The sequence below is a fragment of the Allohoeflea poritis genome (assembly GCF_027889715.1).
In the GTDB taxonomy this organism is placed as follows: domain Bacteria; phylum Pseudomonadota; class Alphaproteobacteria; order Rhizobiales; family Rhizobiaceae; genus Hoeflea_A; species Hoeflea_A poritis.
The window spans coordinates 344199-362406 of record NZ_JAPJZH010000002.1; the positions used below are offsets into that span (position 1 = coordinate 344199).

The 18208-nt window shown below is 59.9% G+C and carries 14 protein-coding genes; 5 read left to right on the plus strand and 9 right to left on the minus strand.

Annotated elements, in window-relative coordinates; genetic code table 11:
- Positions 1 to 79: 79 nt before the first annotated feature.
- Positions 80 to 604 carry a hemerythrin domain-containing protein gene (locus OOZ53_RS04610; protein ID WP_271088149.1) on the plus strand — a complete coding sequence of 175 codons (525 nt, stop codon included), beginning with the start codon at positions 80 to 82 and terminating at the stop codon, positions 602 to 604.
- Between the two features lie 40 nt (positions 605 to 644).
- Here OOZ53_RS04610 and OOZ53_RS04615 read toward each other — a convergent pair whose 3' ends face one another.
- Together OOZ53_RS04615 and OOZ53_RS04620 are read right to left on the minus strand one after the other, a co-directional pair.
- A complete protein-coding gene (locus OOZ53_RS04615; protein WP_333780583.1) occupies positions 645 to 2441 on the minus strand; it encodes a DUF4153 domain-containing protein in 1797 nt (598 codons plus the stop codon).
- A gap of 134 nt (positions 2442 to 2575) precedes the next feature.
- On the minus strand, positions 2576 to 3304 hold the full coding sequence (locus OOZ53_RS04620; RefSeq protein ID WP_271088151.1) for a Crp/Fnr family transcriptional regulator: 729 nt from the start codon (positions 3302 to 3304) through the stop codon (positions 2576 to 2578).
- 290 nt (positions 3305 to 3594) lie between these two features.
- Here OOZ53_RS04620 and hemN point away from each other — a divergent pair, with 290 nt between their 5' ends.
- The 3 genes from hemN to OOZ53_RS04635 all read left to right on the plus strand — a co-directional run bounded on the left by hemN (position 3595) and on the right by OOZ53_RS04635 (position 9337).
- A complete protein-coding gene (gene hemN / locus OOZ53_RS04625) occupies positions 3595 to 4947 on the plus strand; it encodes an oxygen-independent coproporphyrinogen III oxidase (protein WP_271088152.1) in 1353 nt (450 codons plus the stop codon).
- Positions 4948 to 5157: 210 nt separating this feature from the next.
- Positions 5158 to 6771, plus strand: a complete 1614-nt coding sequence (locus OOZ53_RS04630) for a GMC family oxidoreductase (protein ID WP_271088153.1) — start codon at positions 5158 to 5160, stop codon at positions 6769 to 6771.
- Between the two features lie 367 nt (positions 6772 to 7138).
- Positions 7139 to 9337 (plus strand): HAMP domain-containing methyl-accepting chemotaxis protein, encoded by a 2199-nt coding sequence (locus OOZ53_RS04635; RefSeq protein WP_271088154.1) that lies wholly within the window; start codon positions 7139 to 7141, stop codon positions 9335 to 9337.
- An 88-nt stretch (positions 9338 to 9425) separates the two neighbouring features.
- Here the strand turns inward: OOZ53_RS04635 and OOZ53_RS04640 are convergent, their stop codons facing one another.
- The 7 genes from OOZ53_RS04640 to aptA are packed head-to-tail and all read right to left on the minus strand — an operon-like array spanning position 9426 to position 17197.
- Entirely contained in the window at positions 9426 to 10409 is a 984-nt protein-coding gene (locus OOZ53_RS04640; RefSeq protein ID WP_425499107.1) for an ABC transporter substrate-binding protein, read from the minus strand.
- A 41-nt stretch (positions 10410 to 10450) separates the two neighbouring features.
- Positions 10451 to 11311 (minus strand): ABC transporter permease, encoded by an 861-nt coding sequence (locus tag OOZ53_RS04645; RefSeq protein WP_271088155.1) that lies wholly within the window; start codon positions 11309 to 11311, stop codon positions 10451 to 10453.
- The gene (locus OOZ53_RS04650) at positions 11308 to 12255 is read right to left on the minus strand and encodes an ABC transporter permease (RefSeq protein ID WP_271088156.1); all 948 of its coding nucleotides are present in this window, start codon (positions 12253 to 12255) and stop codon (positions 11308 to 11310) included. Before OOZ53_RS04650 ends, OOZ53_RS04645 begins: the two co-directional genes overlap by 4 nt.
- A gap of 36 nt (positions 12256 to 12291) precedes the next feature.
- Positions 12292 to 13071, minus strand: a complete 780-nt coding sequence (locus OOZ53_RS04655) for an ABC transporter ATP-binding protein (RefSeq protein WP_271088157.1) — start codon at positions 13069 to 13071, stop codon at positions 12292 to 12294.
- A 53-nt stretch (positions 13072 to 13124) separates the two neighbouring features.
- Entirely contained in the window at positions 13125 to 14582 is a 1458-nt protein-coding gene (hydA, locus tag OOZ53_RS04660; protein ID WP_271088158.1) for a dihydropyrimidinase, read from the minus strand.
- A gap of 14 nt (positions 14583 to 14596) precedes the next feature.
- Positions 14597 to 15844: a Zn-dependent hydrolase gene (locus tag OOZ53_RS04665; protein ID WP_271088159.1), complete on the minus strand. Its 1248-nt coding sequence runs from the start codon at positions 15842 to 15844 to the stop codon at positions 14597 to 14599.
- A 30-nt stretch (positions 15845 to 15874) separates the two neighbouring features.
- A complete protein-coding gene (gene aptA / locus OOZ53_RS04670; protein WP_271088160.1) occupies positions 15875 to 17197 on the minus strand; it encodes an omega-aminotransferase AptA in 1323 nt (440 codons plus the stop codon).
- 244 nt (positions 17198 to 17441) lie between these two features.
- On the opposite strand from aptA, the gene OOZ53_RS04675 reads away from it, so the two are divergent.
- The gene (locus tag OOZ53_RS04675; protein ID WP_271088161.1) at positions 17442 to 18068 is read left to right on the plus strand and encodes a TetR family transcriptional regulator C-terminal domain-containing protein; all 627 of its coding nucleotides are present in this window, start codon (positions 17442 to 17444) and stop codon (positions 18066 to 18068) included.
- Positions 18069 to 18208: the final 140 nt, after the last annotated feature.

Here is an 18208-nt window from a genome sequence, read left to right on the forward strand (position 1 = left end):
TGCTCAATGCCCTTGAATTGATACCGGATAGGATGGAACTTCGCCAGCGGTGCATAACGGCGAAGTCACGGAGGTTCTGATGCACCAGCCCGCGGCGTTGGAACTGATCGACGAATCGGCGCGGTTTTTCAGCGCACCGGACGGCGATCCGCTGGAGGCCCTTGAAAAAGCCCACCTGACGCAACTGGCGCTGTGCGACATGCTTGAGCAGATCGCCGATTCGATACCTGGCCAGATCAACAGGCAGACCTGCAGCCGTCTCGCCGACAAGCTGCTGCCGTTGATTCGCGACATCCACAGTTACGAGGAAGAGACCCTCTACCCGCGGGCCATGAAAAGCCTCGGCGGTGCGCCGGAGCTGGAAACGACAATCACGCGTCTGAAATTCGAACATTGTGAGGACGAGTGCTTCGCCGAGGAACTCGCGGACGCACTGCATGAGCTGGCAACAGCCAACGCACCGAAAAATCCCGAGGCGACCGGCTACATGCTCCGCGGCTTTTTCGAAGCCCTGCGCCGCCACATCGCCTTCGAGCACGAGCACCTTGTGCGCATGCTGCGCCACGCGGCAATGGAAGAACGAATCGGACTGGTGACCGGGTAGCCTTTCCGGCTTGCCTCAAACCGAATACCGATACGCACTGCTATTCGGACCACAGGACGATCGCATCCGCCATCTCGATCTCATACCACGCATCGGTGATCCGACCCCGAAACTCGAAAACGATGAGCTGGACATTGCCCCGCTCGCTCCGCAGATTGAAGACCAGCGGTCCGGATTCGGCCGGCGCGGCATCCGCCGCCCGTGCTCGCTCAAACATATCCTCCACGGCAACCTGCCATATATCGTCGCCCCTGGAGATAATGACCTTTGAGCCGCTGACAGCGATTGTCAGGCCTGAACTGTCGGTGTTGCTCCCGCTTGTCAAAGATTCTCCGAATCGGTGACCGCCGTAGAAAACCGCCCCTTCGGGCACGGCGAACTCCAAGGTCTCAGTCCAACCGGAATAGTAGACGTATTCGGAGCGGTCGCTGGAAGGCGAATCCATATTCAATTGGCGGATTATGTCCTGCGCATCCGCTTGCATGCCGTCTTTTTCGAAGGGATCGTCTGCCCGTCCCGCAAACAGGGGCGCCAGCAATTCGAGGTGTCCGGCCTCCGCAAGCAAATTCACAATCGAACGGCCGTCCTCGGACTGCCTGGAGCTGAGTTGACCTACGTCTCCAACCCCGCCGTCACGCAGAAGTCCCGCCTCCTGCAAGAGCACAATCAAACGCGCATACTGACTTCGGACGCTTACGGAATTGGCGCCCCACGGCCCGAAACTGGAAAGGAGGAGGAATACCGAAAGCAGGCCAATGATCAGGCGCGGGCCGATCTTGGACGACCGGGCCGCGCACCAGACGACCAGAACGATCGCCCACAATCCGACAACCGCCAGACCGTACCGCTCCGGTGTGACACCATATTCCGAGACCCGCCGGAAGAGGCCGACGAAGAGGAGGCCAAGCGGTACGATCAACAGCCAGAACCAGCTTTTTTGAAAGGTCCGTATCAGGACTGAACCATCCCGTTGCCACGGCTTTGCGATCAGCCATATGCCCGTCCCGCCAATGGCGAACAGCAGGACCATGAAGCCGATCTGTCCTCGCGGCAATTCCCAGTTCAGCAGTATTCGGCCGGCATAAAGATAGAGTATTGCGACATAGACAAGCGCGATCGGAATCAACAGATAGTTGAGAAGCAGAGACGAACCGGATATCAGCAATCCCGAATGCGCTCGCGGCTCGAAAGGCTCGGAAAGGTCGCGAGACACCATGGAAAGGCCGAATATCGGGCCGACAAGCATCGTTGCCGTGCACAATATATGTTCGGCACTGTCGGAACCCAATCGTATCGAGAACAGGTACTCGACACTCTCGACAATCGCCACCAGACCAAGGAAGAATATCAGCCCGACAACGCTTGCCAGAACGATCGCCAGCGCCAGCCGGGCATTGAAGATCCAGATCGCGTTGTCGTCACTGCCAGGGCGCAGATAGCCTGCCACCATGACAAGCAGCACCAGTCCCGGAAGCCAGAACATCGTCAAGACCTGGAACTCAAGCGCGGTGACGAACCAGAATGGCATCGTGGCGACGATCCCGGCGACAAGCGCAAGAACCACGCCTGTTATCCAATTGACTTGCCGCGTCTCGGCGAACAGATGAGCCGCGCCGGATGCCAGGAAAGCGGCACCAAGAGCGCCATACAATGATTCCGTTTTCAGCCAGATGCCCGCGTAAGGAGGATTGTAAATACTCGATAAGGTTATGATTTCAGCTATTTGCAGATTGCAAATGACCGCTGCCATCACGCTGACCGCAACAGGAATTGGAAACCTGATTACGGTCAGTGACAGATCGGGAAGCAAGAGCCCCAGGCGATTGGTTGTTGGCATTCAAAAACTCACCGATCGGTTATTTGAAGCTTGGTTCCGCTGCATATCAGACCAAAGCAATCACTGGTTGTAAAGCAGCGATCATGGCCAAATTGGGATCCGGACCGGAGTTTTCGAATTCGCCGCTCTTTGCGTCAGACGGCCGCCCGGTGCGCCAGCCGTTCCATGTCGGGCACTGTCACGTGGCGGTTGTTTTCGATCTGGATAACCCCGTCCTTGCGCAGTTTCGTCATCTGCCGGCTGACGGTTTCTATGGTCAGACCGAGGAAATCGGCGATATCGGCCCGCGTCAAAGGCAGTTCGAATACGATTCCGTCGGCGCCTTCCGACTCGGGATCGATATGGGTGGCGATCAGATAAAGGAAGCTGGCAACCTTCTCCGCCGCCGTCTTGCGACCCAGCGTGACCATCCAGCCGCGTGCCTCGTCAAGCTCATTGAGCGTCTGCTGCAGAAGCCTGTGTTCGAGATTCGGGCTCTCCTCGATCATGCGGTCGACCGCCTTGCGCGGAAAGGTGCAGATCCGGACGGTTGTCGCCGATTCCGCGTTGGTATCGCTGGAGGTCTTGAACGGACGGCCAAGGAAATCCGGCGCAAACTGCAGGCCGACGATCTGCTGCCGCCCGTCGGCCAGGATCTTCGTCAGCTTGACGACCCCCGACAGGATGTTCGAATAGTGTGTGACCGGCTCGCTGTCGGCCACCAGGGCTGTTCCTGCCTTGATCTCCCGCCGGCTGGCCACCTTGTTCAGATGCGTCAGCTCCTCAGGCGTCAAGGAGCCGCACATTCCGTGATGGCGCGCTTCGCAGGCCTGGCACAGGACCGGCATATCGGAGTTGTGAATATCCCTACGGTGTTCTGTCATTTTTTATCCGGTTATCTGCCGGTATCTTCCTTGTATTCATACACTTTCGATATGTGTGCGATCAATGGCCATTGACGCGCGAAAATCAACTTCAAGAACGGCCTGGCTGCCCGCAACATGTTGTAAATCCGTCCGTCTTGCCCTTTCCGGTATCGCATGCAGCCAATTGTCTCACCCTTTGACAAGGATCAATGAGCCCGGCCGGAGGCCACGCTAGGAATTCCCGCAACTTTGTTACGCCATTTGCGCGCACCGGCGGACAGCCGGAAAATTTGTATCGGAGCAGGTTGATGCACGAGATCCTGGTCGAGAAACTCAAGAAGCCGACGCCCCGCTATACCAGCTATCCCACCGCGCCGCATTTCAGTGAAGCGATCGGCGCCGCGCAATACGGGCAATGGCTGCGCGCCTTGCCCGCCGGCAGTTCGGTCTCGCTCTACGTCCATATCCCCTTTTGCGACCGCCTTTGCTGGTTCTGCGGCTGCACCACCAAACAAACCCGTCAATACAAGCCGATAGAGCGCTATCTTGAATCACTTTACAAGGAAATCGCGACGATCGGCGCGCTGACGAGCGATACGGCTGTGGTGACCGATCTGCATCTTGGCGGCGGATCGCCAACCATGCTCGCCCCTGCGGATTTCGCGGCTCTGCGGTCAGCCATCGAGACGCATTTCGTTCTTTCCGCCGATGCGGAAATCAGCACCGAAATGGATCCGAACGATCTCGACGAGGATAAATACGACGCCATGGCGGCATTCGGGGTCACCCGCGCCAGCCTCGGCGTCCAGGATTTCGATCCGAAGGTCCAGGCGGCGATCAACCGTCCGCAGACCTTCGCGCAGACCCGCGCCGTCGTGGACGCCATGCGCGCGCGCGGCGTTGCGTCCGTCAATCTGGACATGCTCTACGGCCTCCCGCACCAGAGCCTGGAAACGGTCGACGACACGGTCGCCAAGATCCTGTCGCTCGATCCGGACCGGATCGCCCTGTTCGGCTATGCACATGTCCCGTGGATGAAAAAGCACCAGACCATGATCAACGAAACCGTGCTGCCGGGCGTCGAAGAGCGATTTGCGCAGGCCGACCGGGCCGCAGCGCTGCTGACGGAAAACGGCTATCGCCGCATCGGCATGGATCACTTTGCACGCGAGCACGACACGCTCAGCCAGGCAGAGAGCGAAGGCGCGCTCAACCGCAACTTCCAGGGCTACACGACCGACAATGCCGACGCGCTGATCGGGCTCGGCGCCTCATCCATCGGCCGGCTGCCCCAGGGCTATGTTCAGAACACACCATCGACGCATGATTACCAGCGGCGCGTCGACGCCGAAGGCGGGCTGGCGACAGTGCGCGGTATCCAGCTGTCGCAGGACGACGCGATGCGCGGCTGGCTGATCGAGCGGCTGATGTGCGATTTCGCCTTCTCCTGCGATGAACTGAGAACTAGGTTCGGCGCGGCAGCCGATGCACTTTTGAAGGAGGCGGATGCGCTTGCGGAATTCGACGAACATGACCTGTTCGTCAAGGATGCCGCAACCTACCGGGTCACGGAATCCGGACGCCCCTATGTGCGCACCATCGCCGCAGAGTTCGACAGTTACCTGCGCAAGGGCAAGGCCCGGCACTCCGTTTCGGTTTGAATGAAATCGGTCTGACCTGCCTTCGCCTCAGGGCCTCCGGAGCGTAGGCGACCGTATTCGGCAGTCGTAGCCCATTCCGGGAACACGTTCGACAATTTTGTCAAATACCCACCATTCTTTTTTCAGCGATCGGGGTTGTGCTACACCTAGGCGCCCGCGCCAAGGCAACGCGTGCGCTGGGATTGTGAAGCGTTCAGGGAGGTGTTCACGATGTTTGACTATGTGATTGTCGGCGGTGGCTCGGCCGGTTCCGTTCTTGCGGCACGCCTGAGCGAAGATCCGGACATCTCGGTCTGTCTTCTTGAAGCCGGCGGTGACGGCAAGGGGCTGTTGGTCCGCATGCCGGTCGGAACCGCCGCGACCCTTTCCGGCTGGCCGCTCAAGATCAACAACTGGGCCTTTGAAACCGTTCCGCAGCCGGGTCTGAACGGGCGCCGGGGATATCAGCCGCGCGGCAAGGCGCTGGGCGGATCGAGCGCCATCAACGCCATGATCTATATACGCGGTCACCGTGCCGACTATGACGACTGGGCCGATCTTGGCTGCGACGGCTGGTCGTTCGACGAGGTCCTGCCCTATTTCCGGAAGGCGGAAAACAACGAACGGGGCAGCAACGAATTGCACGGTGCGGGCGGTCCGCTGCAGGTCTCCAACCAGCGCTCGCCGCGCCCCATCAGCCACGCCTTCATCGAGGCGTCCAGGCAATGCCAGCATGTCCACAACGAAAACTTCAACGGTCCGGACCAGGAAGGCGTCGGCCTTTATCAGGTCACCCAGTTTCACAGCGCCGAAAAGAATGGCGAACGCTGCTCGGCAGCGGCCGCCTATGTGCATCCGAACGAGAAGCGGCCCAACCTCACGATCATCACCAATGCCCATGCGACACGCATCGTCTTCGACGGAAAACGGGCCGTGGGTGTCGCTTACCGCGTCGGCCGCGAGGAAAAGCAGATACAGGCCGGGCGCGAAATCATTCTCAGCGGCGGTGCGTTCAATTCGCCGCAACTGCTTCAACTTTCGGGCGTCGGCCCGGCGGACGAATTGTCCGCGCACGGCATCGATACAGTCCATGAACTGCCGGGTGTCGGCAAGAATCTCCAAGATCATCTCGACTATGTCTTCGCCAGCAAGACGGGCACCTGGGACGTCCTTGGCATTACGCCGAAACGGTTTGACCGCCAGATCGCCGCGGCCTTGGAGTGGAGGCGCACCGGCACCGGAATGCTCGCCTCGCCCATCGCCGAGGCCGGCGCTTTCCTGAAAACGAACCCCTCCCTGGAACGCCCGGACGTCCAGTTGCACTTCGTCATCGGGATCGTCGACGATCACAACCGCAAAATGCACGTCGGTCATGGCTATTCGTGCCACGTCTGCATATTACGGCCCCATTCGCGCGGCGAAGTCGGGCTGATCGATTCCGATCCGCTGAAGCAACCGCGCATCGATCCGCAGTTTCTGGCTGATGCGCGCGACGAGGACACGCTCCTGGCCGGCGTCAAGATGACCCGCCAGATCCTGGAGGCCCCTGCCCTGCAGCCGTTCCGCAAGAAGGATGTTTATCCTTATTCCGGCCTCAGCGATGACGATTTGCGCGACGATATCCGCCAGCGCGCTGACACGGTCTATCACCCGGTCGGGACCTGCAAGATGGGCACCGACGATATGGCCGTCGTTGATCCTCGCCTCAAGGTCAGGGGGCTGGATGGGCTGCGGGTTGTCGACGCATCGGTGATGCCGAAACTGGTCGGCGGCAACACGAACGCGCCCACCATCATGATCGCCGAGAAAGCGGCTGACATGATCCGTCAGGACCGGGCAGCCTAGAGCGAGTTGCGATTAGCTTGAGGTCTTTCGGTTTCGCCGGCAAATTCCAGCGCCCTTGCGGGCGTTGAATACAGAACCCGACAAGCCGAATTTAATATTCACGTATTGCAACTATAAACATGCATCAATAACCAAAAATACATAAAGTTAGCCACCTAAAGTAGAGATCATTTACAAATTATTCGCCGTTCTTGTTTACCAATATAGGTCGCGGCCTCTACCAGTCCGAGTGAATTAGTCGCTTGTGTTCGCCGCCAGTGCCGACGTAGCGCGCCTCAACTCAATTGCTCATTCCATTTCGCTGTTTCCAGCATGTTTTACCCGTGCCGGATCGGACCGACTGGAATCGACTTCACAGGGTATCAAGATGGGAACCACCAGCACAAATTCACCCACGGGTCTGTTTGGGATCTTCAACAATCTCACCATTGCGAAGAAAATCGGCATCGGCACCGGTTTGATCCTCGTATTTCTTGTTGCCGTCTCGCTGATCGCCTATCTCGGCCTGACCGGCGCAGACCGGAATTTCAAGCAATACAGGTCATATGCCATACAGACCAACCAGTTGGGGCGCATTCAGGCCAACCTTCTTCTGGCCCGGCTCTACGCCAAAGACTACATCCTGAAAAACACCGATGAAGCGGCCGAGAAGGTCAGCGGCCGGATCGTGGCGACCTCGAACTTGATCGAAGAGGCGCAGGATATGTTCACGCGCCCCGAAGCGCTGGAACTCATGGCGACGGCAAAGAGGGACATTGCGCTGTACCAGTCCTCGTTCGACCGTGTGACGGAACTCGTCAAACAGCGCAACGAAATCGTCGACACGCTCAACACGCTCGGCCCGTCAGCCGAACGCAACCTCACCGAGATCATGCAAAGCGCCTTTGCGGACAACGATGCGACAGCCAGCTTCTATGCGGGTAAAGACCTCAGGAGCCTTCTGCTCGCACGCCTCTATGCCAACCGGTTTCTGATCGACAACGAACCGGCAAGCGCGGAACGGGCCAACAGCGAACTTGCGGACTTCAAGTCGTTGGCAGGCAGGATGCTCAGCGAGCTGCAGAACCCGAAGCGTCGCGAACTGGCCTCAAGCGTTCTGAAAGAAGCCGGAGAGTACGAGGCGGCGTTCAACAACGTTGTCGAAATCATCAACGAACGCAACGGCATTATTCGCGGCACGCTGGATGTAATCGGACCGAGGCTTGCCGAGCAGACGGAGCAGCTGAAGCTGGCCAACAAGGGACTGCAGGACACATTAGGCCCGCAGGCGACTCAGGAAGTCAGCGACGCCGTACTGGAGACGGAGATTGTTTCCCTCGTCGCTATCCTGGTCGGGATCCTGCTGATCTATGCGATCTCGCGCGCCATCTCACGCCCTGTCATCAACATGTCGAGCGCCATGCGCAACATAGCCTCGGGCAAACTCGACGAAACCATCCCGGCGCTTGGCCAGAAAGACGAGATCGGCCTGATTGCGGAAGCGCTGTCCAGCTTCAAGGATGCTGCGATAGAGAAGCAGGAAATTGAAAGAAGCGCGGAAGAGGAACGACAGGCCACGGAAAAGGAGCGGTCGGACCGGGAAGCCCAGAAGGCCGTGGAGAACGAACAGGTTCAGTTCGCGGTTTCTTCGATGGCCCAAGGGTTGAGCAAGTTTGCCGATGGCGACCTTGCATTCCGGCTGGAGGATCCTTTCGAGGGAAGCCTTGATGGCCTGCGCAACGATTTCAACAACTCGATCAGCAAGATCAACGAAACGTTGAGCCAGATTTCCTCCGACGCCCATTCGATCGACTCCAAGTCGGCCAGCATCAGAGACGCAGCCGACAACCTTTCCGGCAGGACGGAAAGGCAGGCTGCATCTCTGGAAGAGTCGTCGGCTGCGCTCGAGGAGATCACCAAGACGGTGGAACACTCCACGCAACAGGCCTCGGACGCCGCCAAGGCAGCCGATTCCGCCAAGAGCGACGCCGAACAGTCCAGAGAGGTCGTTGTCAACGCAATGTCCGCGATGGAACGCATCGAAAAGGCTTCCAACGAGATCTCCACAATCATCAACGTGATCGACGAAATCGCATTTCAGACAAACCTGCTCGCCCTCAATGCGGGCGTGGAAGCGGCACGGGCCGGCGAGGTCGGCAAGGGCTTCGCCGTCGTCGCGCAGGAGGTGCGTGATCTCGCCCAAAGGGCAACGACCGCAGCCGACGAGATCAAGGAGCTGATCACGAAATCGGGACAGGAAGTCACCAATGGCGGCGAAATGGTGAGAGCGGCCGGCCAGTCTCTCTCCCAGATCTCCGAGCACGTCACGAATATCAGCGAGCAGATCAAGTCCATCGCCGTGTCGGCCACCGAGCAGTTGTCCGGCATCCGGGAAGTCAGCCAGGCGGTTGCCCAGATGGATCAGACGACGCAGGAAAACGCCGCGATGGTCGAGGAATCAAATGCTGTAACGGCTGAGATGGCCGAGGAGATTCGCAGCCTGACCGGCAAGATCAACACGTTCAAACTGGAGCGTGACCGCGGCCTGGCACATATGCAGGAACCGCAACTGGCCGCTGCCGGATAAAAAACAAGCCCCTCGATGGACTGTCGAGGGGCCTGGACTGAATTTGAAGGGGGCCCAAGGGCCCCCTTTCTGTTTCGGGAATTCAGCGTCACATGCCGCTGGTGATCTTGTCCGTGTGGGAACCTTCCGGCTCCTTGGTGATCACCGGATCGGAACCGCCGGCCAGAAGCGACTGAACCGTGCGGTCGTGGTCGGCAGGATCGAGCGTTCCGTCGGAGCCGGCGACGAGCTTGTTGATCTCGCGCATCATCCGCTTCTGGTGCTTTTCGGTCTGGGCGCCGGTCGCATCGTTTTCAAGCACGATTTCAGCAGCCTCGTCCGGGTTTTCCTCGGCGAATTTCCAGCCCTTCATCGAGGCCGCGACGAAACGCTGGAACATGTCGACCTTCTTCGGATCGTCGAGATCGGCTTCCAGCACATAAATGCCGTCTTCAAGCGTCGCAACGCCCTGGTCCTCATACTGGAAGGTGATCAGGTCCTCTGCGGCGATGCCGGCATCGATGACCTGCCAATATTCGTTGTAGGTCATGGTCGAGATGCAGTCGGCCTGCTTCTGCAGCAGCGGATCCACATTGAAGCCCTGCTTGAGAACGGTCACGCCATTGTCCGATCCGTCGGTCGGAATGCCGAGCTGGCTCATCCAGGACAGGAACGGATATTCGTTGCCGAAGAACCAGACACCGAGCGTGCGGCCGCGGAAATCCTCGGGTTTGGTGATGCCGCTTTCCTTCAGACAGGTCAGCATCATGCCGGAACGCTTGAACGGCTGGGCGATGTTGACGAGCGGCACGCCTTTTTCGCGCGAGGCCAGTGCCGCCGGCATCCATTCGATGATCACATCGGCGCCTCCGCCGGCGATCACCTGCGGCGGCGCGATGTCCGGACCGCCGGGTTTGATTTCAACGTCGAGATCGACCTCGTCGTAAAAGCCCTTGTCCTTGGCAACGTAGTAGCCGGCGAACTGCGCCTGTGTCACCCATTTGAGCTGCAGGGTCAGCTTGTCCGCCGCCAGGGCGGTACTTGTCGCAAGGCCCATGGCAAGGCCGAGGCTGAGAGCCAGTAATTTCTTCATTTCAGTCACTCCTCTGGTTAGGGCTCCGTCTTTTTGTTTTGTCAGCTCCTGTAGGACGGATGCCAGAATGTAACGGCGCGTTCGATGAGGGCCAGCAATCCGTAGGACAACGAACCCGCAAGCGCCGCGACAAAGATTTCAGCCCAGACCATGTCGATATTCATGCGACCGACCTCGGTTGAAATGCGAAAGCCCATGCCGACGATCGGCGTGCCGAAAAACTCGGCGACGATCGCCCCGATCAGGGCCAAGGTGGAATTGATCTTAAGCGCGTTGAAGATGAACGGCATTGCGGCCGGAAGCCGCAGCTTGACCAGCGTCTGCCAGTATCCCGAAGCGTAGGTCCGCATCAGGTCCCGCTCCATTGCGCCGCTGGCGGCAAGCCCGGCCACCGTGTTCACCAGCATCGGGAAGAAGGTCATGACAACGACGACCGCCGCCTTTGAATGCCAGTCGAAACCGAACCACATCACCATGATGGGCGCGATACCGATGACCGGCAGCGCCGCGACAAGATTGCCGACCGGCAAGAGCCCCTTGCGCAGGAACGGCACGCGATCGACCACGACCGCCGCAATGAAGCCGGACGCGCAGCCGATGGCGTAACCCGCCAGCACAGCCTTCAGGAAGGTCTGGTAAAAGTCCGCCCACAGAATATCGACGGACGATGTGATCCGCGCCCAGATCATGCTCGGCGGCGGCAAAAGCACGCTCGGAATATTAAAGCCGACGGTGATGCCCTCCCACAGCGCGATCAGCGCCGCGCCGAAAAGCGCCGGTATGAGCAGATTGATGGACTGCGTCAGCGGCTGATGGGCCGGGCGCAACCGCACCAGCCACATATTGGCGAGCCAGGCCGCGACCCAGAAGAGCAACGCGGCTATCAGCACGCCGCTGTTCATCGCGCCATGCCCATGCGGTTCATCACGATGCGCGAGGAAAGATCGACCAGCATGACCAGCATGGCGGCAAGCACCGCCGCTGAAACAAGCGCCGACCAGATCTGGATCGTCTGCCCGTAATAGGAACCGGTCAGCAACCGCGCGCCCAGACCGGCAACCGCGCCGGTCGGCAGTTCGCCGACAATGGCGCCGACAAGGCTGATGGCCACGGCGACCTTCATGGAGGTGAAGAGAAACGGCACCGCCGACGGCCAGCGCAGCTTCCAGAAAACCTGCGAACGGCTGGAATTGTAGGTGCGCATGAGGTCCAGATGCATGACATCCGGCGAGCGCAATCCCTTCACCATGCCCACGGCGACCGGGAAGAACGACAGATAGGCCGAGATCAGAGCCTTGGGTAGTACATCCTTGACGATATACTCTACATGCGTACCCGCTAGCGCATCGGGCAGGAAGCGCGACAGATCGATCGCGTTCAAGACAACGATGAGCATCGGGGCGATCGCCAGGATGGGAATTGTCTGGCTGGTGATGATCCACGGCATCAGGCTCTTGTCGAGAATGTTGGAATGCACGATCAGCACAGCGAGCAGGATGCCAAGACCTGTCCCAAGGACAAATCCCATCAGGGTCGAATAGAGGGTGATCCAGCCATGATAGACGAGGCTGCGCTTGGACGTGATCTTCTTCAGCGCCGTCGTTTCCCAGATCTCGCTCGCCACCTGGTGCGGCGCCGGCAAAACCGGACGATCCTGCGCCATCGTGTTGCTGACGAGCTGCGATGTTGAAATCTCGGTTCCGGCCCGAGCCGCCTGATCGCGCTCGAACGGCGCATTCAAAAGCACGGCAAATGCGTACCAGGCAACGACAATGACGGCGACAACCGTCCCGACCGGAAGAACGCGGTCATAAAAGATGCCGGACAAACCGGTTCTCTCTCTCATCGACCTGCCTTCCCTGTTAGCGGTGTCGCCCCGCATTTAATCGTCATAGGAATGCCCCTGCCGCAGACCTTCGCGCACCTGATGCGCAATCGCAAGAAACTCCGGTGACTCGCGGATATCGAGCGACCGGTCGTCACCGAGATCGCAATCGATGATCTCGTGGATGCGCCCCGGACGCGGGCTCATGACCACAATACGCGTTGAAAGGAAAACCGCTTCGGGAATGGAGTGCGTGACGAACACAACGGTCTTTTTGGTCTGCGCCCATAATTTGAGGAGCTGCTCGTTGAGATGGTCCCGGACAATCTCGTCGAGCGCGCCGAACGGCTCGTCCATCAACAGCATATCCGGATCGAACGACAGCGCGCGCGCAATCGAGGCCCGCTGCTGCATGCCGCCGGAAAGCTGCCAGGGGAATTTCTTGTCGAAGCCGGTCAGGTTGACGAGTTCGAGGTTCTTGCGGATCAGCTCCGTCCGCTCGGCCTTGGCGATCCCCATCACCTCAAGCGGCAGCGAGATATTGCCGCCGATGGTGCGCCACGGATAAAGCGCAGCAGCCTGGAAGACATAGCCATAAGCCCGGGCGAGCCGCGCCTGTTCGGGCGTCACGCCATTGACCGAGATCGACCCGCCCGTCGGCTTTTCGAGATCGGCGATTACCCGCAGGAGGGTGGTCTTGCCGCAGCCCGACGGGCCGATGAACGACACGAACTCGCCGGTCTGGACCTGCAGGTTGATGTTGGACAGCGCATGCACCGGACCGTCATTGGTCTGGAAGGTCAGGTCCAGATCCTTGGCGTCAATGACCACGCTCATGCGGCGGTTCCGGTGCTGTCTTGCATTTCAGAGGCGCAGGCAAATGCCATTCATCAAACCCCGCTGGCCGGAATTCCGGTGCGCTGGACTTTCCGTGGAGCTGTGACTTCTTTCCATTTCGACAGCGCCTTGTTGACCGCGTGGAACGGCTCGCGCGCAACGAATTCGCCATGGCCTTCCCTGGTCTTGATTTCGCCGTCCTCGACCGAAACCAGCCCGCGCGTCAGGGTGAAACGCGGCAGACCCTTGATCTCCTTGCCTTCGAACACATTGTAGTCGATGGCCGATTGCTGGCTCTCGGCGGTGATCGTCTTTTCAAGCTTGGGATCCCAGACGACGATGTCGGCATCGGCGCCGACAAGGATCGCGCCTTTCTTCGGATAGACATTCAGGATCTTGGCGATATTGGTCGACGTCACGGCGACGAATTCGTTCATCGTCAGCCGGCCGGTGACGACGCCATAGGTCCACAGCATCGGCATGCGGTCCTCCAGACCACCCGTGCCGTTGGGAATCTTGGTGAAATCGCCGACGCCATAGCGCTTCTGTTCCGTGGTGAAGGCGCAGTGGTCCGTCGCCACCACCTGGAGCGAGCCGGCCGCAAGGCCGTGCCACAGCGAATCCTGGTGCTTCTTGTTGCGGAACGGCGGCGACATGACGCGCCGCGCCGCATGATCCCAGTCGTGATGCCCGTACTCGCTGTCATCCAGCGTCAGATGCTGGATCAGCGGTTCGCCATAGACACGCATGCCGTTCTGGCGCGCCCGGCGGATCGCCTCGTGCGCCTGTTCGGACGAAGTGTGCACCACATAGAGTGGAACGCCCGCCATGTCGGCGATCATGATCGCCCGGTTGGTCGCTTCGCCTTCAACCTTGGCCGGGCGCGAATAGGCATGGGCCTCGGGCCCGTTATTGCCTTCGGCCAGCAGCTGCGCCTGCAACTGCGCGACCACATCGCCATTCTCCGCATGGACCAACGGCAGGGCGCCGAGTTCCGCGCAGCGCTTGAACGACGAATACATCTCGTCATCGTCGACCATCAGCGCGCCCTTATAGGCCATGAAATGCTTGAACGTGTTGATGCCCTTGTCGCGCACAACCGTTTCCATCTCATTGAAGACCTGCTCGCCCCACCAGGTGATCGCCATGTGGAAGGAATAGTCGCAATTGGCCCGGGTCGACTTGTTGTCCCACATCTGGATCGCCTCGAGCAGCGACTGGCCAGGCGACGGCAGGGCGAAATCGACCACCATGGTCGTGCCGCCGGAAAGCGCCGCGCGCGTCCCGCTCTCAAAATCGTCGGTGGAGTAAGTGCCCATGAAGGGCATTTCCAGATGGGTATGCGGATCGATGCCGCCCGGCATCACGTAGCAGCCGGTCGCATCCAGCAGCGTGTCGCCGGTCAGGTTCGGCCCGATTTCCGTAATCACGCCGCCTTCCACCTTGACGTCCGCCGCGTAGGTCAGATCGGCGGTGACGACCGTTCCGCCCTTGATAACCGTGCTTGCCATGTCAGTCTCCCAACTTATTCAACAATCTCCGCCGTCTCGACGACGGCGTGAAACAATACATCCGCGCCGGCGCGCGCCCACTCGGGAGAAATCTCTTCATCCTCATTGTGGCTCAGCCCGTCGACGCAGGGGCACATCACCATCGCGGTCGGCGCGACGCGGTTGATCCAGCATGCATCATGCCCGGCGCCCGATACAAGGTTGCGGTGCGAATAGCCGAGCCGCTCGGCGGCGTTGCGCACGGCCGCAACACAGTTCTCGTCGAACGCGACCGGATCGAAGTGACCGGCCTCTTCGATCTCGATTTCCAGCCCGAGATCATGGGCGATCTTCGGCGCTTCCGCCTCGATGCGCGCCTTCATTCCGTCGAGCACATCCCTGTGCGGCGAGCGGATATCGATGGTGAACACCACCTTGCCCGGAATGACGTTGCGGGAATTGGGATGGAAATCGCAATGGCCGATGGCGCCGACTGCCTCGGGCTGATGGCTCATGGCGATGTCGTGTACGAGATCGGCGATGCGCGCCATGCCGAGCCCCGCATTGCGGCGCATGGGCATCGGGGTCGAGCCCGTATGCGCGTCCTTGCCGGTGAGCGTCACCTGCAGCCACCATAGCCCCTGCCCGTGCGTGACCACGCCGATGTCCTTTTCCTCAGCCTCCAGAATCGGGCCCTGTTCGATGTGCAGCTCGTAGAAGGCATGCATTTTGCGGTCGCCGACCTCTTCCTCGCCGCGCCAGCCGATGCGCTTCAGCTCGTCGCCGAATGTCTTGCCTTCCGCATCGACCCGGTCATAGGCCCAGTCCTGTGTGTGCATGCCGGCAAAAACGCCGGAAGCGAGCATGGCCGGCGCGAACCGCGTGCCTTCCTCGTTCGTCCAGTTGACGACGACGATCGGATGTTTGGTCTTGATGTTGAGATCGTTGAGCGTGCGGACGATTTCGAGACCGCCCAGAACACCGAGCACCCCGTCATATTTGCCGCCCGTCGGTTGGGTATCGAGATGGCTTCCCACATAGACCGGCAACGCGTCCGGATCGGTACCCTCGCGCCGAAAGAACATATTGCCCATCTGGTCGACGCCCATGCTCATGCCGGCGTCTTCGCACCATTTCTGGAACAGCGCCCTGCCCTCGGCGTCTTCGTCGGTCAGTGTCTGCCGGTTGTTGCCGCCGCGCACGCCGGGGCCGATCTTGGCCATTTCCATCAGGGCATCCCAAAGCCGGTCACCGTTGATCCTCATATTTCCGGTCAGTGTCATCGGTGTCCTCCTTGAGTATGCTTGTTTTTCTCAGTCCAGCGATTTAAGCACGCCGCCCAGCGTATCGACCAGGACATCGATGTCGCTCTTCTCAATGATCAGCGGCGGCGACAGGGCGATGATATCGCCCGTGGTGCGGATGAGGAGGCCCTTGTTGTAGGCATCCAGGAACGCCGAGAAAGCGCGCCGCGTCGGCTCGCCGGCAATCGGCTCAAGCTCGATCGCACCGATCAGGCCGATATTGCGGATGTCGATCACATGCGGCAGGCCCTTCAGCGAGTGCAGCGCCTCTTCCCAATACGGCGCCATCTCGGCGCCGCGCGTCAGCAGGCCCTCCTCCTGATAGGTCTCCAGGGTGCCGAGCGCCGCCGCCGATGCCATCGGATTGCCCGAATAGGTGTAGCCGTGGAAGAACTCGATCATGTGCTCCGGGCCGTTCATGAAGGCATCGTGGATCTCGTTCTTCACAAACACCGCGCCCATCGGCACGACGCCGTTGGTCAGGCCCTTGGCCGTCACCATGATGTCCGGGGTAACGTCGAAGTAATCGGCCGCGAATGGCGTTCCGAGACGGCCGAACCCGGTAATCACCTCATCAAAGATAAGCAGGATGCCGTGCTTGTCGCAGATCTCGCGCAGCCGCCTGAGATAGCCCTTGGGCGGCAGCAGCACGCCGGTCGAACCGGCCACAGGCTCGACGATGACGGCCGCAATGGTCGAGGCGTCATGCAGAGCGATAATGCGCTCCAGATCCTCCGCCAGTTCCACTCCGTGCTCTGGCTCCAGCCGCGTGAAAGCGTTGCGTTCCAGATCGTGGGTGTGGCGCAGATGATCGACGCCGGTCAGCAGCGTTCCGAACATCTTGCGGTTGGGCACGATGCCGCCGACGGAGATGCCGCCGAAATTGACGCCGTGGTAGCCGCGCTCGCGCCCGACCAGCCGGAACCGCGAGCCGTCGCCCTTGACCCGGTGATAGGCCAGCGCTGTCTTCAGCGCCGTTTCCACCGATTCCGATCCGGAATTGGTGTACATGACATGGTCGATCCCGGGCGGCGTCAACTGAACCAGTTTGGAAGCCAGTTCAAAGGCCTTGGGATGCCCCATCTGGAAAGCAGGCGCATAGTCCAGTTCGCCGGCCTGCTGGCGGATCGCCTCGACGATCTTCGGCCTGTTGTGGCCCGCATTGACGCACCAGAGCCCCGCCGTGCCGTCGAGCACCTTGTTGCCTTCCGCGGTGACGTAATGCATGCGGTCGGCGGAGACGAACATGCGCGGATTCTTCTTGAACTGGCGGTTGGCCGTAAACGGCATCCAGAAGGCATCAAGATTGTTCGTTGTGACCGGAGCATTCATGACCCTGACCTCCCAATTCGGCGGGCGTGGCCGCCCGGGCGCCCTTTAGCTTCCATTAACGGCAAGTCGAAAAACTTGACTGAATGGTCAAAATGTAGGCTAGAAGAGCACAGAGAGACGGTCAAGAGCTATTGTTATTCAAGACGAAAATAACAAGGGACTTGCACACCGGACAAAGCTGTTGCAAGCCTAAGAGCCCAATATAAAGGCAAACTGCCTAAGGAAAGAACGAAACCAGTCATTCATGGCAAGCTCCAGCAACAAGCGGACGCGCATACAAGGCATCAATCGCGGCATCATCCTGGAGGCCGCCCTCGAGGTCTTTTCCACCTACGGATTTCGCGGCTCAACGATTGATCAGATTGCCGAAAAAGCCGGCATGTCGAAGCCCAACCTGCTCTACTATTTTCCGCGCAAGGAAGACATCTACGTCACCGTTCTGGAAGACACGCTGGAGGACTGGCTGACGCCGTTCCGTCACATCGACCCGGAGGGCGACCCGGTCGAGGAGCTTCGCAAATATATCGCCCTGAAGATGGAGCTGTCGGCAAGCAAGCCGGAGAGCTCGCGGCTTTTCGCCAATGAGATCCTCCATGGCGCCCCGGCGATCCAGGATTTCCTGAAAACCAATCTCAAGCGGCTGGTGGACGAGAAGGCCGGCGTGATTCTCCGCTGGATCGATGAGGGCCGGCTGGCGCCGGTCGATCCATACCACCTGATCTTCATGATCTGGGCGACCACGCAGCACTATGCGGATTTCGACGTCCAGATCCGCGCCATCCTCCCGGAGCAGACGGTCCGACCGGCATTTTTCGACGACGCCACCGATTCCATCCTCTCCATCCTGCTGAACGGCATCAAGCCGCGCTAGACCTACCGGCGAGGCTACTGGAGCGCCCTGTCGGGCGGCAATGCAGACGCCTGATTGCATGGCGAACTTATTGCGCGCGCCGGTACGTGATAGCCGATGACAGGGCTGTGGAGGATGCGCGGTCGAACCGCGGTCCAATC